This window comes from Streptomyces sp. a15, from assembly GCF_059026085.1.
The window spans coordinates 59,826-78,577 of sequence record NZ_JBWLKM010000002.1; the positions used below are offsets into that span (position 1 = coordinate 59,826).

Below are 18,752 nucleotides of genomic sequence, written 5' to 3' on the forward strand. Positions count from 1 at the left end.
GCCCGTCTGACCCGCGGGTCACCCCGAGTTCACCCGGAAGGTGCGCCGGAGCCCGGTGGGTTCGTTCCGAGGGCGCCCCCGAGCCGGATGCGGTCAAGATCGGCCACATCGACAGCGGCGGTCACATGGCGGCCGCGTCCGGTCCGATCCGGCTGCGTACGGCCGTCTGGACCTCGGCCTCCTCGGCCGGATCGGCGGCGAGCCGGCGCAGTCGCTCCACGACCCGGGCGTCACCGGTCTCGGCGTGCCGGGCGGCGATCTCGCGGGTGGTCTCCTCGCAGTCCCAGAGGCACTCGACGGCGAAGCCGGTGGCGAAGGAGGGGTCGGTGGCGGCGAGGGCGCGGGCGGCCCTGCCGCGCAGATGGGACGAGGCGGTCTCGCGGTAGATGTGCCGGAGTACGGGTGCCGCACAGACGATGCCCAGCCGTCCGGTGCCGTCGACGAGGGTCCACAGCGTCGGGGCGTCGGGGCCTTCACCCCGTACGGCCTCCCTGAGCGCCGCGAGGACGAGGTCACTGTCCCGGGAGGCGCCCCGGCAGGCGAGCATGCGTCCGGCGGCGGCGCCGAGGGGGTCGGGCCGACGGGCCCAGCCGCATGCCCGGTCGACCGCGGCGACACTGCGCATGCGTTCGAAAGCGTCCACGGCCGCCTCCACCACGGCCGCCGAGCCGGTGGCCACGGCGACCTCGATCAGATCGGGAGCGCTCGGATCATTGCTGTCGGCGAGATAACGCAGGGCGGTGCAGCGGGCTCCGTCGCTGCCGTCCTCGGCGGCCCGGAGGATCTCCGGCCGGTCCTCGGGGCCGGCGACGGCGGCGAGACAGCGGGCGGCGGGAACATGGAGGGCCACGCCGCGCTCGACACCCTGCTGGGCCCAGTCGAAGACCGCCTGCACGCTCCACCCCGGACGGGGCCCGGTAGGTCGCATCTGCCGTTGCCAGCGGTCGAAACTGCCGGACTCCTGAGCGGCACGCACGCGCGTGGCGATGGATTCGCGCGGATCGTCGGCCCACAGCCGCCAGGGCCGTGGCTCGAACGCGTCGCGCACCGCGACGGCCAGTTCGGCCTCGCCCTCGGCGTCGGTCGGGAAGCGCGCCAGGACCGGTGCCGCGAGGGCGCGCAGTCCGGCGTCGTCGTCGCGCAGCGCCAGTTCGTCCAGGGCCCAGGCCCAGTTGGTGCCCGAGGCGGCGTACCTGCGCAGCAGTTCGAGCGCGTCCCGCCTGCCGTACGAGGCGAGGTGGCCGAGGACGGCGAGGGCGAGCCCGGTGCGGGACTCCTCGGTGTCGAGGACGTCCTCGACGTCGAAGAGGTGCGCCTCGATCTCGTCCAGTTCGCCGTTCAGGTCGAGGTAGAGACGGGCGTAGTACAGGGAGCGGTTCTCCACCTGCCAGTCGTGGCGGGGATCGCGCAGCACACAGTGGTTCAGGGCCGCGAGCGCTTCGGCGCGCGGTGCGGTGAGCGCGTGCAGAGTGCCGTCGCCGCGGCCCCGCTGGAGCAGGCCGAGCAGCGTGCCGCTGGGCGCTATGACCGGATCGAACATGGGAAACAGCCTCACATCAAGCGTCGACGCAACCGGGATCGTGCATTACCTGGCCGCGTGACAACACGTCGGGGCGCCCGCCGTTTCCTGCTTGCTGTAAGCCATCTTCCTCTGCCTCTCGTAGGTGGCCCATGCGGACCGCATCACGGTCCGCGCGGTGCGGCATCACCTGCCCAGCCGTCGCGTCCGTGAATCACGACGTCATGATGACTCGGCAGTTCCATCCACCGCGACCGAAATTTCGGCGGCCCGTTACCGCCTCCCCCGTTGTTCGTGTCCGCCCTGGTCAGGCGGACGTGTCAGTGTGCGCCGAACAGTTCGAGCAGCTGCGTCTTGCCGAACATCCGAGCGGTGTCGACGGCCGACGGAGTGCCCGCGGCGGGATCGGCACCACCCTCGAGAAGCGCCTTGATGACTTCTTCCTCGCCCTTGAAGACGGCCCCGGCGAGCGGGGTCTGGCCCCGGTCGTTGATCCGGTTGCCCTCGGCACCCCGGGCGAGGAGGGCGCGCACGGTGTCGGCATGTCCGTGGTAGGCGGCGAGCATCACCAGGGAGTCGTCGCGGTCATTGGTGAGGTTGGCCGGAACGCCCGCGTCGACGTACGCCACGAGCGCCTCGGTCTGCCCCTGCCGGGCAAGATCGAAGATCTTGGTCGCCAGCTCCACGACCTCGGGGTCCGGGGCTTCGGTCATCGGCCGGTCCGCCTCTCAGTGCAACCGTTCAGGTGAATCGCCAGGGTACTGGCTCACGGGGCACATCACGGGGCACATGACCCGTTGTGCCCGAGGTAAAGATCACCGCAGACCCGGGCGGACGCAAGAGCCCAGCTCAAACGGACGAAGGCGACTCCGCCACTGGGGGGAAATCGGCGGAAATTCACCCAGTTGCACCTTTTATCGTATGGATACATGCTGTGATCCTGGAAGTACTCATGGTGACTGTCCCCACGAACCAGGAGAACTCAAATGATCCTGTCCATCTCAGGCGTGGTCCTGCTCGGAATCATCGTCTTCCTCTTCTTCAAGAAGGACGGCCTCAAGGCCTCCCACGCCCTGGTGGCCGCACTCTTCGGCTTCTATCTCGCGAGCACGGCCATCGCTCCGAGCATCAAGGCCGGCGGCGAGAGCCTGGCGAGCCTCCTCGGCGGAATCAAGTTCTGACGCCCCCACGTCGGCACGCACCACCATCCGTACGCACCACCATCCGTACGCACCACCAGGAGACAGCAGTGGCCCGGCGCCCCCTCCCCCGCATCCTGAGCACAGGCAGCGCGCAGATCGCCCGGAGCCGGGAGCTGGCCCGGACGGCGGCCGACAGCGCCACCGACGTCCTCCACCCACTGATCACGATCACCCGCGGTCTGCGCCGGCTGGCCTCGGCCGGGCGGCGCAAGTGGGCCGACACTCCCAAGGACAAGCGCGGGCCGCTGCTCTTCCTGGTGGCGTCGGTGGTGCTGGTCGTGGCGCTCGCGCCGTACGGCCCGCTGCTCGCCGTCATCACACTGATGGCGGCGGCAGCCTGGCAGGGCCGCGACCGCGCACAGCCGGAGTCCGACGGCCCCGACGAGTCCCAGACCCAGCGCCTCCAGTCGCTGTACGAGGCCCTGGTCCCGTACTTCTCGGCCGCCGAGGACCCGGCCCCGCTCTACGCCCACGGCGGCGAGTGGGACAAGGCCTTCCCCGCGTACGACTTCGACGGCACCGGCCGCATCACGCACCTGCTGATCCGCTACCCGGCGTACTTCACCGACGGCGAGGCCGAGGCCCGTACCCGCATCGAGCAGCTGCTGCACGCCAAGTCGGGCCGCGACCGCGAGTACCACTTCTCCTGGGACGAGGAGGGCAACCAGCTCACGGTGACCGTACTCGCGCCCCTGCCCACCGACATTTCCGCCCAGCGTTTCGTCACGTCCCCCGGCGAGACGGTCCTCGGCTTCACCGACCCCACCCAGGTCCAGCGGACGCTCCCCCTCACCCACGGTGAGGAACAGCGCGACGTACCGCCGGTCGTCTGGCGCACGGGCATCCGCTCCACCGAGCCGCACCTGCTGGTCATGGGTCAGCCGGGCAGCGGTACCTCCACGCTGCTGCGCTCCATCGCCCTGCAGGCCCTCCAGTACGGCGACCTCGTGATCGTCGAGGGCGGCGGCACCGGCGAGTACGCCTGTCTCACCGGCCGGGACGGCGTCCTCGCGGTCGAGTGCGGGCTGGCCGGGGCGCTGGCGAGCCTGGAGTGGGCGGCCACGGAAACGGAGCGCCGGCTGATCGCGGTCAACCGTGCCCGCCAGGCGGGCAATCCGCCGCCGGACGACACGAAGCGCCCCCTGTGGATTCTCCTGGACCGCCCGAGCGCCTTCGCCCACGTGGCCGCCGCGGACGGCCGCCAGGACCCGCAGTCCCTGCTCCAGGTCCCGCTCCGGCACGGCCGCGCGGCGAACGTGACGGTGGTCGTGGCCGACCAGTTCGACAGCGCCGAGACCCTCAGCGACGCCGTACGCCAGCACACGCGCGCGCGTGTCGTCCTCGGCCCGGCCACGACCGATCAGCTGGAAGCGGTCCTGGGCGCGCCCCCGCACACGACCCCGGTCGCCCAGGTCCCGCCCGGCCGCGGCTACGCCCGCCTCGGCACGGGCCCGGTCCACCGACTCCAGGTCCCGTGCACCCCGGATCCGTACGACGAGGCGACGAGCGAGGCGGACCGCCAGGCGGTACTGGCACTGCTGCCGCCGCGGACCACGCCGGCTGACGGGGAGCACGTGCCGGAGGCGGTACCGGCAGAGGGCGAACCGACACAGGGCGTACAGACGGAGGCCGTACAGACGGGGGCCGTGGCGGCGGAAGCTCCGTAACCGCCGGGCTGCGCGACCCACCCCCGCCCAGCACCCGCTCCCGCCCGACCCCCGCTCCGCTCACGCCACAAACGTACGAGGCGCCTCCCCACCCCCAGAGCCTCCGCTCTCCACCAACCGTGCCGCCGCGGCCAGCCGCACCGCGGCCTCCTCCGCCACCGCACCCCCCACGGTGAACGGCAACCGCACATACCCCTCGAACGCTCCGTCGACACCGAACCGGGGCCCGGACGGCACGCGCACGCCCACCCGCTCCCCCATCTCCGCGAGCCGCGACCCGGACAGCCCGCCCGTGCGGACCCAGAGGGTGAGCCCGCCCTTGGGCACCTCGAACTCCCAGTCCGGCAGCTCCCTGCGTACGGCGGTCACCAGCGCGTCCCGGTTGTCGCGGGCCTGATCCCGCCGTACATCCACGGCCTTCGCCCAGCCCCCCGTGCTGAAGAGCCAATTCACGGCCAGCTGCTCCAGCACCGGCGTGCCCAGATCGGCGTACGCCCGCGCGGCGACCAGGCTGCGGATCACATCCGGTGCCGCCCGCACCCACCCGATGCGCATCCCCGCCCAGAAGGCCTTGCTGGCCGACCCGACGGTGACGACCGTCGACCCGGCCGGGTCGAAGGCGCACACGGGACGCGGCATCGCGTCCTTGATGTCCTCGTCCAGCCACAGCTCGCTCATCGTCTCGTCGGCGACCAGGACCGTCCCGGCCGACCGTGCCGCCTCCACCAGCCGCCGCCGCTGGTCCTCGTCGGCGAGTGCGCCGGTCGGGTTGTGGAAGTCGGCGACGACATAGGCGATCCGGGGCGCGGCGTCCCGCAGGACCTGCCGCCAGCGGTCCATGTCCCACCCGGTGAGGCCCTCCGCCATCGCGACGGGCACCAGCCGGGCGCCCGCCTCCCGCATCAGCTGGAGGATGTTGGCGTACGAGGGCGACTCCACGGCGATGCGTTCACCGCGCCCCGCGAACAGATGACAGATCGCGTCGATCGCGCCCATCGCACCGGTCGTGACCATGATCTGCTCGGGCATCGTCGGGATCCCGCGCGCGGTGTACCGCTCGGCGATCATCGTGCGCAGTGCGGGCAGCCCGGCCGGATAGTCGCCGTGGGTGTGGGCGTACGGCGGCAGCTCCTCCAGGGCGCCCTGCACGGCCCGCGTCAGCCACGGTTCGGGGGCGGGGAGCGCCGCGCAGCCGAGGTCGATCATCGAGCCGAGGGCCTCGGGGGGCAGGGGTTCGAGCCCGCGCGCGGGCAGCGGATTGCCGGCCGGTACCGCCGTCCAGCTGCCGGCGCCGCGCCGGGACTCCAGGAATCCCTCGCTGCGCAGCGCCTCGTACGCCGCCGCGACCGTCGTACGACTCACGGAGAGGGACAGCGCGAGCTCGCGCTCGGCGGGCAGCCGGGCGGCGACCGGCACCCGGCCCTCGAGGACCAGCAGGCGGATGCCGTCGGCCAGCGCCCGATAGGCGGGCGGGCGGCGCGTGCCCGGTCCGGCCGGGCGGTCCTGCTGGGAGTTGAGCAGCCGGGCGAGCTGTGCGGCACCCATCGCCGAGGTCCACTGCGCCATGCAAATCAGTCCACCTTCCCCGAATTGGCCATGGATGATGTTTCCACCCAAGCCACAGGGTGTCATGCGTCAGGCCACTACGACCACATGGGGGGACCTCTTGTCCACGAAGAGGCCGAGCCGTCTCGGGCGCCGGTTGATCCAGCTGTACGTCGGTCTCGCGCTGTACGGGGCGAGTTCGGCGCTCCTCGTCGAGGCGGGCCTGGGGCTCGAACCCTGGAACGTGCTGCACCAGGGCCTGGCCGAGTTCACCGGCCTGACGATCGGCGTCGTGTCGATCGTCGTCGGCGCGGCGGTGCTGCTCCTGTGGATCCCGCTGCGCCAGCGCCCGGGCCTCGGCACGGTGTCCAACGTCTTCGTGGTCGGCCTCGCCATGGACGGCACCCTGACCCTGATCCCCGAGGCGCACGGCCTCGCCGCACGGATCCCCCTCATGCTCGCCGCCATCGTGCTCAACGGGGCGGCCACCGGTCTCTACATCGCCGCGAACTTCGGACCGGGCCCGAGGGACGGACTGATGACCGGGCTGCACCGGCGCACCGGCCGCTCGATCCGCCTGATGCGGACGGCCGTCGAGGTGGCGGTCGTGACGACCGGCTTCGTGCTGGGCGGCACCATCGGCATCGGCACCCTGCTGTACGCGGTGTCGATCGGCCCGCTCGCCCAGTTCTTCCTGCGTGTGTTCGCCGCCCCGTCGGCATCCGACGGCGGCACGGTCGTTGCCGGCGGGCAACCGCAGCAGGCGATACTTCGACGGTGACCTCGCGGATACGCCATCCCTACCTCGACCATCCCGGCCCCATCGCCTTCGCCCACCGCGGCGGAGCGGCCGACGGCCTGGAGAACACGACGCCGCAGTTCCGGCGCGCGGTCGAGGCGGGCTACCGCTACCTGGAGACCGACGCCCACACCACCGCGGACGGCAGACTCGTCGCCTTCCACGACGCGACCCTGGACCGGGTGACCGACGGGGCGGGCCGGATCGCGGACCTGCCCTGGAAGGACGTACGGCACGCGCGCGTGGCGGGCAGGGAACCGGTGCCCCTCTTCGAGGAGCTCCTGGAGACCTTCCCCGACGCGCGCTGGAACGTCGACGTCAAGGCGGAGCCGGCACTGCTGCCCCTCCTGGACCTGATCGAGCGTACGAACTCCTGGGAGCGGATCTGCGTCGGCTCGTTCGCCGAGGCGCGGGTGGTCCGTGCCCAGCGGCTGGCCGGCCCGCGCCTGGCGACCTCGTACGGCACCCGTGGCGTCCTCAATCTTCGGCTGCGCTCCTGGGGCCTGCCGGCAGCGGTGCGCCGTTCCGCGGTCGCCGCGCAGGTGCCCGAGATGCAGTCGGGGATCCAGGTGGTCGACCACCGCTTCCTGCGCACCGCCCACGCGCTCGGGCTGCAGGTGCACGTGTGGACGGTGAACGAGCCGGAACGCATGCACCGGCTCCTGGACCTGGGAGTCGATGGCATCATGACCGATCACATCGACACGTTGCGCAAGGTCATGGAGGACCGCGGCGTCTGGGTCTAACGCCCCGGACACCCCCTGGGCCGCACGCCCTAGCGCGGCACCTTCACGGGGAAGCGAGGGCACGGGTGGGCACCGACACCGTGCGGGCGGAATCGGCGGACGAGGCCGCCGACCGGCGGCGCGAACAGCGCGGCTGGTACTTCTACGACTGGGCCTGCTCCGTCTACTCGACGAGCGTGCTCACCGTGTTCCTGGGCCCCTATCTGACGTCGGTCGCCAAGGCGGCGGCGGACGCGGACGGCTTCGTGCATCCGCTGGGGATCCCGGTGCGCGCCGGGTCCTTCTTCGCGTACTCGGTGTCCCTGTCGGTGATCGTGGCCGTGCTGGTGATGCCCCTGGTGGGCGCCGCCGCCGACCGCACCGGCCGCAAGAAGCCCCTCCTGGCCGCCGCCGCCTACACCGGGGCCGCGGCGACGACGGCCATGTTCTTCCTCGGCGGCGACCGCTATCTGCTCGGCGGCGCCCTGCTGGTCGTCGCGAACGCCGCGCAGTCCGTGGCGATGATGCTCTACAACTCCTACCTCCCGCAGATCGCCCCGCCCGAGGAGCGCGACGCCGTCTCCGCCCGGGGCTGGGCCTTCGGGTACGCGGCCGGCGCCCTGGTCCTGGTCGTGAACCTCGTCCTCTACACCGGCCACGAGTCCTTCGGGCTCTCGGAGAGCGCCGCGGTCCGTATCTGCCTGGCCTCCGCGGGCCTGTGGTGGGGTGCCTTCGCCCTCATTCCGCTACGACGGCTGCGCGACCGCCGCTCCGCCTCGAAGGCCACGCCGGGATCGACAGCTCCCGGCTTCCGCCAGCTCGCCGCGACCGTCCGCGACATGCGCCGCCACCCGCTGACCCTCGCCTTCCTGCTGGCGTACCTCGTCTACAACGACGGCATCCAGACCGTGATCTCCCAGGCGTCGATCTACGGCTCCGAGGAACTAGGACTCGGGCAGTCGACGCTCATCGGCGCCGTGCTGCTGGTCCAGGTGCTCGCGGTGGCGGGAGCGCTGGGCATGGGGCGGCTGGCCCGGATCTACGGCGCCAAGCGCACGATCCTGGGCTCGCTGGTCGCCTGGACGGTGACGCTGGCCGCCGGGTACTTCCTGCCCGCCGGCGCACCCGTGTGGTTCTTCGTGCTCGCCTCCGGGATCGGCCTCGTCCTCGGCGGCAGCCAGGCGCTGTCCCGGTCGCTGTTCTCCCATCTCGTGCCGCCCGGCAAGGAGGCCGAGTACTTCTCGGCGTACGAGATGAGTGACCGGGGCATGAGCTGGCTGGGCCCGCTGCTCTTCGGGATCACCTACCAGGTGACCGGAAGTTATCGGGACGCGATCATCTCGCTGGTGGCCTTCTTCGTCATCGGATTCGTGCTGCTCGCACGGGTTCCGGTGCGGCGGGCGATCAGCGACGCGGGCAACCCGATTCCCGAGAGGATTTAGCGTTCAAGGCGAAAGCGCTGTAGTGTACGCGTTTGGCCTGCCAGGCGTACCGTTACTGCGCGTCAAAGAAGCCGAAACGCTGGGTGACATCTGCTAGCAGATGTGACAAACCGGGCGCTGGTGGGTACAACAAGGGGCGGCTACGACGGCGACGCATTGCCCGGGACGGGACCCGGAACGGGAATCTTTACCGCCGACCGGACGTTGACCGGATGACGACGACAGCGACACCTGTCCTGTGGGCGACAAGCCCGGGAGGCACGATTCATGAGTGAGCGAGCTCTTCGCGGCACGCGCCTCGTGGTGACCAGCTACGAGACGGACCGCGGCATCGACCTGGCCCCGCGCCAGGCCGTGGAGTACGCATGCGAGAAGGGACATCGCTTTGAGATGCCCTTCTCGGTCGAGGCGGAGATCCCGCCGGAGTGGGAGTGCAAGGTCTGCGGGGCCCAGGCACTCCTCGTTGACGGCGACGGCCCTGAAGAGAAGAAGGCCAAGCCCGCGCGTACGCATTGGGACATGTTGATGGAACGGCGCACTCGCGAGGAACTCGAAGAGGTCCTCGAGGAGCGCCTGGCTGTTCTGCGCTCCGGCGCAATGAACATCGCGGTCCATCCGCGAGACAGCCGGAAGTCGGCGTAGTCCCTTCGGGGTCTGGGCGGACAAACAACACAGCAAGCAACCGCGGGCGCCGTACGTGATGTCACGTACGGCGCCCGCGGTTTCGTGTGCCGGTCAGGGCCGAACAGCTCAGCTTCGTGTGCCGGTACGGCCAACAGCTCAGCGCGTCAGCGGCGGGCGGGGGTTCTCGGGCGCGTCACCCGGCTCGTCCCTGATGACCTCGCCCTGGACCACCTTGCCGTCGGGCCGGTGCATGCGGGCCTGCTGGAAGGCGTCACCCAGGGTGCCCTGGGCGGCCTCGCGGAGCTTGCGGTCGACGGTGCGCTCCGCGTAGCGGCCGAGGGCCTTCTGGATCGGGGGGACCAGCAGGAGCAGCCCCACCGCGTCGGAGACCAGGCCGGGGATCATCAGGAGCAGGCCGCCGAGCATCATCAGGCCGTTGCCGCCGCCCTTCGACGAGTCGGACGGTGCTCCGCCCCGCTGCAAGGCCTCGTTCAGGTTCTGGAAGGCGCGTCGGCCCGCCCGCTTGATGACCACCGAGCCGAGCACGAAGCCGGCCAGGAGCAGCAGGAACACCGTGATCCCGCTCGACGCGCCGGCGACCACGGTCAGCAGCCAGATCTCCAGCACCAGCCAGGCGGCGACGCCCAGCGGCAGGAAGGTGCGCAGCCGGGAGCGCCGGGGCCGGGCAGGGTACGTGGGAGTCGGAGCGCCAGTCGTCATACGTCCAGTGTGCCTGGGCCGGGCTCAGCACGGGATAAGGGGACGATCAACCCTGCCTGTGAAGTCGTACCGCTACGGCCGCCAGGTACGGCCGCCAGGTACGGCAGTCAGGTGCGGCTGTCAGGGCTTGCCCCGGCCGACGATCCTGCCGACCCGCTCCCCCACGCCCCAGGTCGTGACCCGCCACAGGGCCTCCACCAGGATGTCCCGGCTCATCTTGGAGTCGCCGTGCTCGCGCTCGACGAAGGTGATGGGCACCTCGACCACGTGGTAGCCGGCCTTGACCGCACGGCGGGCGAGGTCGACCTGGAAGCAGTAGCCCTGGGAGGCGACCTCGTCGAGGCCGAGGCCCTCGAGGGTCTCGCGACGGAAGGCGCGGTAGCCGCCGGTGACGTCGCGCAGCGGCAGGTCCAGGGCGAGGCGGGAGTAGAGGCTGCCGCCCCGCGAGATGACCTCGCGGGACTTGGGCCAGTTGACGACCCGGCCGCCGGGCACCCAGCGGGAGCCGAGAACCAGGTCGGCGCCTTTGAGGGCGGTGAGCAGACGGGGCAGTTCCTCGGGCTGGTGCGAGCCGTCGGCGTCCATCTCGATCAGGACGCCGTAGTCCTTCTCGATGCCCCAGCGGAAGCCCGCTAGGTACGCGGCGCCGAGGCCCTCCTTGCCCTTGCGGTGCAGGACCTGGACGTGGTCGTCGGTGGCGGCCAGTTCGTCGGCGAGCTTGCCCGTGCCGTCGGGGCTGTTGTCGTCGGCCACCAGCACGTGGGCCTCGGGGACGGCCTTGCGCACCCGGCCGACGATCGCCTTGATGTTCTCCGCCTCGTTGTAGGTCGGAATGATCACCAACGCCGTGCCGAGCGGGCCGAACTGTCTCCCCCGGTCCTGTGCCGCGAGGGTCCCGTCGCCGTCGTTCACTGCTGCCCCTTCAAGTCCGTACGCAGACGTCCACCATAGTGGCCGCGGCCTGCGATGACGTGACAGGACGTAAGTATGGTGGTGTCGTTTCCACAAAAGCCGGGTAAGGATGCGCACTTTGGGGACTGTGCCTGCGGCGGCGAGGGCTGTGCGTGCTGCGGATGGGGGCCCGGCGCCCTTCGGGCCGACCTGGGACCCGCCGGCTGCGGGTCGACCGAAAGCCGTTGTCTACTGAGCGCCCGGCCCCATCCGGGTCACACCTCCCCGACCGGGCCGGAACGTTCCCTCGCCGTGTCACGGGCGCTGAGCCTGGCTCCCAGTGGCGGTGCCCCGGTGCGGCACACCGTCCCTGACCCAGCGGCGCGGCGGCGAGTGCGCGGGCGTTCCCCGGTCGGGCGTCCGGTGGTGGACTCGGACGAACCTACCGGCCCGCCGCCGTCGGCTGTCAACAGCCGCTCCACCTGCGGCTCTTGCATCGAAGCCCTGGTCAGCGCGGAGGATGCGCAGGTCGCGCGTCGGGGCGGCGACGACCGATCGACGGTGCGCCACCCCGGTAGATCACTCGCCCGGCCGTACGAACACGGTCCGTCCGCCCACCACGGTGCGCAGGCAGACGGGGAGGTCGCGGCCCGGGGTCAGGTCGGGCAGACCCGGGGTGCCGGAGCGGGGATCGGTCGACCAGCGGGCCACTCGGTCGTCCGGGGCCTGGACGACCAGTTCGCCGGTGCGCCACACGGCGTAGTCCGCGGGTGCGCCCGGCACCAGGACACCCGCGTCGTCCCGTCCGACGGCCCGCCATCCACCGCGCGTATGCGCGGTGAACGCGGCGCGTACGGAGACCCGGTGCTCGGGGGTGCGGTGGAAGGCGGCCGCGCGGACGCCACCCCAGGGGTCGAGGGGCGTGACCGGGCTGTCGGAGCCGAAGGCGAGCGGGACGCCGGCCCGGAGCAACGCCGCGAAGGGGTTCAGAGCCCGGGCTCGCGCGGCGCCCAGGCGCTGGGCGTACATGCCGTCCTCGCCGCCCCACAGCGCGTCGAAGGCGGGCTGGACGGACGCGGTCAGGCCGAGCTCGGCGAAGGCCGCGATCGTCTCGGGCGTGAGCATCTCGGCGTGTTCGACGCGGTGACGGGCTGCCCGGATACGGGCCAGGCCGAGCTTCTCCGCGGCGGCGCGCACGCCGTCGACGACGGAGGTCACGGCGGCGTCGCCGATCGCGTGGAAGCCCGCCTGGAGGCCCGCCTCGGTGCAGGCGGTGACGTGCGCGGCGACGGCGGCGGCGTCCAGGTAGGCGGTGCCGGTGTGGTCGGCGTCGGTGTACGGCTCGTGCAGGCAGGCGGTGTGCGACCCGAGGGCGCCGTCCACGAACAGGTCGCCGGCCGCGCCGATCGCGCCCAGTTCCCGGGCCTTCTCGACGTCCTGCTCGGCCCAGTAGCCGACCACGCGCGGGCCCGCCTGCTCGGAAGCGAGGTTCAGCAGATCAGTGAAGTCGTCCTCGGAGGAGATCTCCGGGCCCGCGCACTCGTGGACGGTCCCGATACCGAGGGACACGGCGTGCGCGAGGGCGGCGCGCTGGGCCTCCCTGCGCTGCTGCGGGGTGACGGCGCCGAGGGCGGCGGCGCGTACGGCGTGGTGGGCGTCGGCGGTCAGCGGGGCGTCCGGGGCGCCGAGGCCGGGGGTCAGGTCCAGCAGGGCCGTCGTGACGACCGCCGAGTGGACGTCGATCCGGCTCAGGTACAGGGGGCGGCCGCCGGTGGCCGCGTCGAGCTCGGCGCGGGTCGGGGGGCGGCCGCCGGGCCAGCGGGCGGCGTCCCAGCCGTGCCCGAGCAGGACGCGGTCGTTCGGGCGGGCGGCGGCGAAGTCCCGTACCAGGGCGAGGGCCGCGTCCAGGGAGGGGGCGTCGGACAGGTCGAGGCCGGTGAGGGCGAGGCCGGTGGACGTGGTGTGCACGTGCGCGTCGGTGAACGCGGGGGTGACCAGGGCGCCGTCCAGGTCGACCACCTCGTCGACACCGTCCGCGAAGGCGTCGGCCGCGCCCTCGGAGCCGACCCAGGCGACTTGGCCGCGCTCCACGACCATCGCCGTCGCGAACGGGTCGGCGGGGCTGTGCACCTCGCCGCGGCGGAGGAGGACGGTGGTCGGTTCGGCGGTGCGTTCACTCATGAGGGACAGTTTCGCGCCTCGCGCGGGGCGTCCGGCACGCAGGTCGGTCAGATCCGCGGCGGTCGTGCCTCGTACGGCGTGGACAGCACCACCGTGGTCCGTGTGGAGACGCCCGCCAGCGACCTGAGCCGGGCCAGCAGCTCCTCCAGCGCGTGCGGTGTGGAGACCCGCACCTTGAGGATGTAGTTCTCGTCGCCGGCGACGCTGTGGCAGGCCTCGATCTCGGGGACGCCGGAGAGGCGGTCCGCGATGTCGTCGGGTGCGCTGGGGTCGAACGGCTTCACCGAGATGAACGCGGTCAGGGGCAGCCCGACGGACTCCGGGTCGACCACCGCCGCGTAGCCGCGGATCACTCCGCGCTGTTCCAGCCGGCGCACCCGCTGGTGCACGGCCGACGTGGACAGGCCGGTGGCCTTGCCCAGGTCTGTGTAGCTCATCCGCCCGTCCTTGACGAGCAGCTGCACGATTTGTCGGTCGAGCTCCTCCATGGCGCAAGAACCTACAGTGCGGCTGATCTCCTGCGATACCTGAGCGGCGCAGGTCATGCCCGGTTCGTGATGTGGCCGAGAGCAGCCGGTGAGCCGTCCGGGGAACAAAGGGGCCGCGTCCGGCACCTGCGGATGGCATGTGACTAAGACCACACTCCTCGAACAGGCTCCGTGATGGTCTCGTGATTACCGCCGAGACGGGGCGGGAAGTGCTTGCTGTGGTCGAGGCCGCAGCGCCTTCACGGCCCAGCCCGAGGGGGAGAATCCTATGCAGAGTCTTAAGCGCCCTGGTCGTACCGCACCCAAGCGGTCGCAGCCGGTTGTCGAGCCCGAGCCGGAGGGCGTCGAACCCGACGCCCTCGAGGACGAACTCGACGACTACGACACCTTCGAGATGTACCGGGTCGTGTGCCCGGACTGCGCGCAGCCGATCGCCCTGCTGGCGGACGAGGAGGTCCTGCCGGAGCACGCGCTGTGTGCCTCGCCGTGGAACCCGTTCGGGCTCACGGTCTGCGCCGGCACCGGCCGCAAGGCGTCCGACGCCCGGTCGGCGGACGAGTCGGCCGAGCCGCAGGAGCAGGACACCGCCCTTCTGTTGACGCTCCCTCAGGGACTCGACTGGCGGACGCAGCCCTTCTCGCACGTCGGCGGCCCGGGCTCGCGCCCCATGCGGGTGCCCGTCATGCGCCGCCAGGCCGCCTGAGCGGCCTCGCTCCGACCCCGTGACCGAGCCGCGCCACGGCTCACAGACTGCCGTGGTGCGGTTCGGTGCGGCCTGACCGGAAGTGGCGGTACGTCAGACAGTCACACCGACTCGGACCTCGGCGAACTCACTCCCGATTCCGCGCACCGGTGACCTGTCCGCCGACCTCTGCGTTGCCCCGGTATGACCCCCACAACTTCGGCGACCGGGCGTCAGCGCCGTGTGTATGTTCCCGCACCGGTCCCCGCATCGACAGAATCGGTTCCGCTCGCGCCGCCGCAGGTCCAGGACCCGCCCATCTACCGTGATCTGATGCGCACTTGGGCGGACGGCGGCCGCACCCTGCCGGGGCGCCACGACCCGGAGTGGGTGCGGCTCGCGGCACCCCAGGTGACGCCGGGCCAGTTCAGCGGGTCTCGGGACCCGCGAGGTGACGGGCGATGACCATCCGCTGGATCTGGTTGGTGCCCTCGACGATCTGCAGGACCTTGGCCTCGCGCATGTACCGCTCGGCCGGGAAGTCGGCCGTGTAGCCGTACCCGCCGAGGACCTGGACGGCGTCGGTGGTCACCTTCATCGCGGTGTCGGTGCAGTGCAGCTTGGCCATGGCCGCCTGCTTGGCGAACGGCCGGCCCGCGTCGCGCAGTCGCGCCGCCGCCAGGTACAGCGCCCGGCCCGCCTCGATCTGGGTCGCCATGTCGGCGAGCATGAAGCGCAGGCCCTGGAAGTCGGCGATCGGCCGCCCGAACTGCTGCCGCCCGGTCGCGTACGCCACCGCCTCGTCGAGCGCCGCCTGGGCCAGGCCGACGGCACAGGCCGCGATGCCGAGACGTCCGGAGTCGAGGGAGGCCAGGGCGATCGCGAAGCCCTGGCCCTCGTCGCCGATGCGCCGGTCGTCGGGGACGCGGACCCCGTCGAAGTGGACCAGGGCCGTCGGCGAGCCCTTCATGCCCATCTTCTTCTCCGGCGCCGCGCCGCTGAGGCCCGCCGCGTCGCCGGGCACCAGGAACGCCGTGATCCCGCGCGGGCCCGCTTCGCCCGTACGGGCCATGACCGTGTAGAAGTCGGCGATGCCGCCGTGCGTGATCCACGCCTTGGTTCCGGTGATCACCCAGTCGCCGCCCTCGCGCACCGCCTTCGTGCGCAGTGAGGCCGCGTCCGAGCCGGAGGAGGGCTCCGAGAGGCAGTACGCGCCCAGGAGGCCGCCGCCGAGCATCGCGGGGAGGTGTTCGACCTGCTGCTCCTTGGTGCCGTAGGCGGCGAGTGCGTAGGAGGACAGGGTGTGCACGCTGACACCGAGGCCGACGGTGAGGCGGGCCGCGGCGAGCTCTTCGAGGACCTGGAGGTAGACCTCGTAGGGCTGGTCGCCGCCGCCGTACTCGGAGTCGTACGGCAGGCCGAGCAGTCCGGATTCGGAGAGCAGGGTGAAGACCTCGCGCGGGAAGCGTCCGGCGTCCTCCTCCTCGGCCGCCTTCGGGGCGATCTCGCGCTGCGCGATGTCGCGGACGAGCGAGATCAGATCCCGGGCCTCGTCCGTGGGCAGTTGCCGGTCCACCGGCTGCGGGGCGCGGTCGGGCATGGCGACGCTCTCCTCCCTGTCGGACACGGGCGGACGGCCCGTTGTGGGGGCGGCTCCGCCAGGTCTCACTGAGTGCGACCGAGGCTCGCACTTCCGGGTCTCGGAAGCTGCTGACCAGCGGCTGTGCGCTGTGAGTATGCCCGATCGGAGGCACTCCGTCACCGGTTAACGACCGCTCACTTCAAGAAGTTCCGACGCGCCCACCCTCCCTGAAATTGGTACGAACCATTGACCGATTGGTCTAGTCCTCTTACTGTTTCGCTCCAACGCTTCCCCGCGTTCATGCCAATCGGCGTGCGATCCCCTCCCTGTCCCCCGCGAGGAGACACCCGATGCACACCCCACTCCGCCCCCGCGTCCGGTTCCGGGCCCTCCTGTCCGCCTCGTGCTGCGCCGCCCTCGGCGCCGGCCTGCTCGCCGGTGCGGGCACCGCCACCGCCACGGAGCCCGGCCCCGCCGAGTCCACCGCGGCCGGCGCGGCCGACTCAAAGGTGGTCGGCTACTTCACCGACTGGGGCATCTACGGCCGCCAGTACTTCGTCAAGAACATCGAGACCTCCGGCTCCGCCGACAAGCTCACCCACATCAACTACGCCTTCGGCAATGTCACCGACGGCAAGTGCGCCCTCGGCGACGCCTGGGCGGACACCGACAAGCCGTTCACCGCCGAGGAGTCCGTGGACGGTGTCGCCGACACCGCGGACCAGCCGCTGAGCGGCAACTTCAACCAGCTGATCAAGCTGAAGAAGCTCCACCCCGACCTCAAGGTCATCTGGTCGTTCGGCGGCTGGAGCTGGTCGGGCGGCTTCGGTGAGGCGGCCAAGGACCCGGCCGCCTTCGCCCAGTCCTGCTACGACCTGGTCGAGAACTCGAAGTGGGCGGACGTCTTCGACGGCATCGACATCGACTGGGAGTACCCGAACGCCTGCGGCCTGACCTGCGACACCAGCGGCCGGGAGGCGTTCCGGGACGTGATGGCCGCGCTGCGCGCCAAGTTCGGCAAGCGGCAGTTGGTCACCGCGGCGATCACCGCCGACGCCACACCCGGCGGCAAGATCGACGCGGCGGACTACGCGGGCGCGGCGCGGTACGTCGACTGGTACAACCCAATGACGTACGACTACTTCGGCGCCTGGGCCGCCACCGGGCCGACGGCACCGCACTCCCCGCTGACGTCGTACCCGGGCATCCCGGAGGAGGGCTACAACACCGCCGCCACCATCGCCAAGCTCAGGAGCCTGGGCATCCCGTCCTCGAAGCTGCTGCTCGGCATCGGCTTCTACGGGCGCGGCTGGACCGGCGTCACCCAGGCGAAGCCGGGCGGCACGGCCACCGGCCCGGCGGCGGGGACGTACGAGGCCGGTTTCGAGGACTACAAGGTGCTCAGGACCACGTGCCCGCCGACCGGCACCGTGGGCGGCACCGCCTATGCCAAGTGCGGCAGCGACTGGTGGAGTTACGACACTCCGAAGACGATCAAGGGGAAGATGAAGTACAAGGACGCGCAGCGCCTGGGCGGCACGTTCTTCTGGGAGCTGAGCGGGGACACCGCGGACGGCGAGCTGATCAACGCGATCAACTGACCGAGCCGAAAGGCGACTGGGGGCGGAGGACCACGAGCCTCCGCCCCAAGTCGTCCGTCAAGAGAGCATCGGCCGTGAAGGCGTCAGCCGGGTGTCGTCAGCCGTCGTCGCGGCGGGCCGGCGCCGGGGCCGGATAGGCGGGGTCCATCTCCTCGATGGCCCGCATCGAGCCGCCGAGCGTCTTCACCAGGAGTTCGCGCATCGTCTCGCGGGACAGCTTGGGGCGGTCGATCCAGTCGAGGGCGGCGCCCTCGACGCTGCACACCCAGGCGAGCAGGCCCATGCGCGGCACCTGCGCGATGTCACTGCGGCCGTACGCCCCTTCGGCGATGGTGGCGACGATCGCCTCGCGCACCCCGTCCCGGATGGCGTGCACCTCGGCGTCGAAGCCGACGCCGCCGCTGACGATCGTGCGGTAGGCGGCCTGGTTGTGCTCGGCGTAGCGCAGATAGCTGTCGATGGTGCGGTGGACCCGGCCCACCGGCTCCAGTTCGAGGCCGCTCGCCGCGTAGGTGACCAGGTCGGCGACGGAGTCCTGGATGATCGCCAGGTAGTAGCCGCGCTTGGACTGGAAGTAGTAGTAGATCAGTCCCTTGGCGACATGGGCCTGCCGGGCGATGTCGTCCATCGAGAGCGCGTCGTACGACGTGTCGGCGAACAACTTCCGCCCGATGGCGATGAGTTCGGCACGGCGTGCGACCGAGCGCTCGGTGCCGCGCGCCCGGGGACGGGCGGCGTCGCGCTGTTGACTGATATTCAATTTCGACCCTGGTCTCAACCGGTGGCGGGACACCCGCAGTATGTCAGGTCGGGTATGCGTCAGGTCACAGCAGGCCGAGCTGGGTGACGAGCATCGCGATCACCACGACGAGGGTCCAGCCCATGATGTGCTCGACGATCTTCGGGCCGTCTTCGCGGGGGCCGCCGGTACGGGCGCGGGCGGCGGCGGCTGAGTGTGCGGTCATGGCTTCTCGCTGAGGTCGGACGTACGGGTGGACTCCCCCCACCGGTCTGTCCACCTTGCCACTCGGGGCGGCTTTTGCGGCAGAGAGCTTGGTCACACGCGAACGGCCCCCGGCTTCGC

Annotated in this window: 19 protein-coding genes; 9 read left to right on the forward strand and 10 right to left on the reverse strand. The window is 71.4% G+C overall.

Annotated features, from left to right (window positions below; translation table 11 throughout):
* Nucleotides 1-121: 121 nt before the first annotated feature.
* A complete protein-coding gene (locus AC5P09_RS03265) occupies nt 122-1,540 on the reverse strand; it encodes a HEAT repeat domain-containing protein (RefSeq protein WP_493872354.1) in 1,419 nt (472 codons plus the stop codon).
* Nucleotides 1,541-1,839: 299 nt separating this feature from the next.
* Nucleotides 1,840-2,232: an ankyrin repeat domain-containing protein gene (locus AC5P09_RS03270; protein WP_493872355.1), complete on the reverse strand. Its 393-nt coding sequence runs from the start codon at nt 2,230-2,232 to the stop codon at nt 1,840-1,842.
* Nucleotides 2,233-2,505: 273 nt separating this feature from the next.
* On the opposite strand from AC5P09_RS03270, the gene AC5P09_RS03275 reads away from it, so the two are divergent.
* On the forward strand, nt 2,506-2,700 hold the full coding sequence (locus AC5P09_RS03275; RefSeq protein WP_015661880.1) for a hypothetical protein: 195 nt from the start codon (nt 2,506-2,508) through the stop codon (nt 2,698-2,700).
* Nucleotides 2,701-2,768: 68 nt separating this feature from the next.
* Nucleotides 2,769-4,388, forward strand: coding sequence for an ATP-binding protein (locus AC5P09_RS03280; RefSeq protein WP_493872356.1), 1,620 nt, complete (start codon nt 2,769-2,771; stop codon nt 4,386-4,388).
* Nucleotides 4,389-4,448: 60 nt separating this feature from the next.
* Here the strand turns inward: AC5P09_RS03280 and AC5P09_RS03285 are convergent, their stop codons facing one another.
* Entirely contained in the window at nt 4,449-5,954 is a 1,506-nt protein-coding gene (locus AC5P09_RS03285) for an SCO1417 family PLP biosynthesis transcription factor (RefSeq protein ID WP_493872357.1), read from the reverse strand.
* A gap of 64 nt (nt 5,955-6,018) precedes the next feature.
* Between AC5P09_RS03285 and yczE the strand changes: the two genes are divergently transcribed.
* The 4 genes from yczE (at nt 6,019) to AC5P09_RS03305 (ending at nt 9,541) form a co-directional block, all read left to right on the forward strand.
* Nucleotides 6,019-6,714, forward strand: coding sequence for a membrane protein YczE (yczE, locus tag AC5P09_RS03290; RefSeq protein WP_493872358.1), 696 nt, complete (start codon nt 6,019-6,021; stop codon nt 6,712-6,714).
* Nucleotides 6,711-7,478 (forward strand): glycerophosphodiester phosphodiesterase family protein, encoded by a 768-nt coding sequence (locus AC5P09_RS03295; protein ID WP_493872359.1) that lies wholly within the window; start codon nt 6,711-6,713, stop codon nt 7,476-7,478. The genes yczE and AC5P09_RS03295 overlap by 4 nt, the downstream gene beginning before the upstream one ends.
* A gap of 65 nt (nt 7,479-7,543) precedes the next feature.
* Entirely contained in the window at nt 7,544-8,899 is a 1,356-nt protein-coding gene (locus AC5P09_RS03300) for an MFS transporter (protein WP_493872360.1), read from the forward strand.
* 267 nt (nt 8,900-9,166) lie between these two features.
* Nucleotides 9,167-9,541: an RNA polymerase-binding protein RbpA gene (locus AC5P09_RS03305; RefSeq protein ID WP_003977404.1), complete on the forward strand. Its 375-nt coding sequence runs from the start codon at nt 9,167-9,169 to the stop codon at nt 9,539-9,541.
* Nucleotides 9,542-9,679: 138 nt separating this feature from the next.
* On the opposite strand, the gene fxsA is transcribed toward AC5P09_RS03305, so the two are convergent.
* The 4 genes from fxsA to AC5P09_RS03325 all read right to left on the reverse strand — a co-directional run bounded on the left by fxsA (nt 9,680) and on the right by AC5P09_RS03325 (nt 13,803).
* Nucleotides 9,680-10,243: an FxsA family membrane protein gene (gene fxsA / locus AC5P09_RS03310; RefSeq protein WP_493872361.1), complete on the reverse strand. Its 564-nt coding sequence runs from the start codon at nt 10,241-10,243 to the stop codon at nt 9,680-9,682.
* 120 nt (nt 10,244-10,363) lie between these two features.
* On the reverse strand, nt 10,364-11,155 hold the full coding sequence (locus AC5P09_RS03315) for a polyprenol monophosphomannose synthase (protein ID WP_493872362.1): 792 nt from the start codon (nt 11,153-11,155) through the stop codon (nt 10,364-10,366).
* A 558-nt stretch (nt 11,156-11,713) separates the two neighbouring features.
* On the reverse strand, nt 11,714-13,315 hold the full coding sequence (locus tag AC5P09_RS03320; protein WP_493872363.1) for an amidohydrolase: 1,602 nt from the start codon (nt 13,313-13,315) through the stop codon (nt 11,714-11,716).
* Between the two features lie 47 nt (nt 13,316-13,362).
* The gene (locus tag AC5P09_RS03325; protein WP_493872364.1) at nt 13,363-13,803 is read right to left on the reverse strand and encodes an Lrp/AsnC family transcriptional regulator; all 441 of its coding nucleotides are present in this window, start codon (nt 13,801-13,803) and stop codon (nt 13,363-13,365) included.
* 268 nt (nt 13,804-14,071) lie between these two features.
* Here AC5P09_RS03325 and AC5P09_RS03330 point away from each other — a divergent pair, with 268 nt between their 5' ends.
* Both AC5P09_RS03330 and AC5P09_RS03335 read left to right on the forward strand, forming a co-directional pair.
* Nucleotides 14,072-14,506, forward strand: coding sequence for a hypothetical protein (locus tag AC5P09_RS03330; protein WP_266443195.1), 435 nt, complete (start codon nt 14,072-14,074; stop codon nt 14,504-14,506).
* Nucleotides 14,507-14,689: 183 nt separating this feature from the next.
* Nucleotides 14,690-14,950: a hypothetical protein gene (locus tag AC5P09_RS03335; RefSeq protein ID WP_493872365.1), complete on the forward strand. Its 261-nt coding sequence runs from the start codon at nt 14,690-14,692 to the stop codon at nt 14,948-14,950.
* Here the strand turns inward: AC5P09_RS03335 and AC5P09_RS03340 are convergent.
* The gene (locus tag AC5P09_RS03340; RefSeq protein WP_493872366.1) at nt 14,913-16,085 is read right to left on the reverse strand and encodes an acyl-CoA dehydrogenase family protein; all 1,173 of its coding nucleotides are present in this window, start codon (nt 16,083-16,085) and stop codon (nt 14,913-14,915) included. The genes AC5P09_RS03335 and AC5P09_RS03340 overlap by 38 nt on opposite strands.
* A 332-nt stretch (nt 16,086-16,417) precedes the next feature.
* Between AC5P09_RS03340 and AC5P09_RS03345 the strand changes: the two genes are divergently transcribed.
* Nucleotides 16,418-17,668: a glycoside hydrolase family 18 protein gene (locus tag AC5P09_RS03345; RefSeq protein ID WP_493872367.1), complete on the forward strand. Its 1,251-nt coding sequence runs from the start codon at nt 16,418-16,420 to the stop codon at nt 17,666-17,668.
* A gap of 97 nt (nt 17,669-17,765) precedes the next feature.
* Here AC5P09_RS03345 and AC5P09_RS03350 read toward each other — a convergent pair whose 3' ends face one another.
* Nucleotides 17,766-18,428: a TetR/AcrR family transcriptional regulator gene (locus AC5P09_RS03350; protein ID WP_493872368.1), complete on the reverse strand. Its 663-nt coding sequence runs from the start codon at nt 18,426-18,428 to the stop codon at nt 17,766-17,768.
* A 64-nt stretch (nt 18,429-18,492) separates the two neighbouring features.
* A complete protein-coding gene (locus tag AC5P09_RS03355) occupies nt 18,493-18,633 on the reverse strand; it encodes an SCO1431 family membrane protein (RefSeq protein ID WP_493872369.1) in 141 nt (46 codons plus the stop codon).
* Between the last annotated feature and the right edge of the window lie 119 nt (nt 18,634-18,752).

Bases quoted from the DNA above. Each gene is read 5' to 3' on its own strand.
- AC5P09_RS03320 (WP_493872363.1), bottom strand. From the start codon at position 13,315: ATGAGTGAACGCACCGCCGAACCGACCACCGTCCTCCTCCGCCGCGGC.
- AC5P09_RS03285 (WP_493872357.1), bottom strand. From the start codon at position 5,954: ATGGCGCAGTGGACCTCGGCGATGGGTGCCGCACAGCTCGCCCGGCTG.
- AC5P09_RS03325 (WP_493872364.1), bottom strand. From the start codon at position 13,803: ATGGAGGAGCTCGACCGACAAATCGTGCAGCTGCTCGTCAAGGACGGG.
- AC5P09_RS03330 (WP_266443195.1), top strand. From the start codon at position 14,072: ATGCAGAGTCTTAAGCGCCCTGGTCGTACCGCACCCAAGCGGTCGCAG.
- AC5P09_RS03275 (WP_015661880.1), top strand. From the start codon at position 2,506: ATGATCCTGTCCATCTCAGGCGTGGTCCTGCTCGGAATCATCGTCTTC.
- yczE (WP_493872358.1), top strand. From the start codon at position 6,019: ATGCGTCAGGCCACTACGACCACATGGGGGGACCTCTTGTCCACGAAG.
- AC5P09_RS03335 (WP_493872365.1), top strand. From the start codon at position 14,690: ATGACCCCCACAACTTCGGCGACCGGGCGTCAGCGCCGTGTGTATGTT.
- fxsA (WP_493872361.1), bottom strand. From the start codon at position 10,243: ATGACGACTGGCGCTCCGACTCCCACGTACCCTGCCCGGCCCCGGCGC.
- AC5P09_RS03340 (WP_493872366.1), bottom strand. From the start codon at position 16,085: ATGCCCGACCGCGCCCCGCAGCCGGTGGACCGGCAACTGCCCACGGAC.
- AC5P09_RS03270 (WP_493872355.1), bottom strand. From the start codon at position 2,232: ATGACCGAAGCCCCGGACCCCGAGGTCGTGGAGCTGGCGACCAAGATC.
- AC5P09_RS03265 (WP_493872354.1), bottom strand. From the start codon at position 1,540: ATGTTCGATCCGGTCATAGCGCCCAGCGGCACGCTGCTCGGCCTGCTC.
- AC5P09_RS03345 (WP_493872367.1), top strand. From the start codon at position 16,418: ATGCACACCCCACTCCGCCCCCGCGTCCGGTTCCGGGCCCTCCTGTCC.
- AC5P09_RS03355 (WP_493872369.1), bottom strand. From the start codon at position 18,633: ATGACCGCACACTCAGCCGCCGCCGCCCGCGCCCGTACCGGCGGCCCC.
- AC5P09_RS03305 (WP_003977404.1), top strand. From the start codon at position 9,167: ATGAGTGAGCGAGCTCTTCGCGGCACGCGCCTCGTGGTGACCAGCTAC.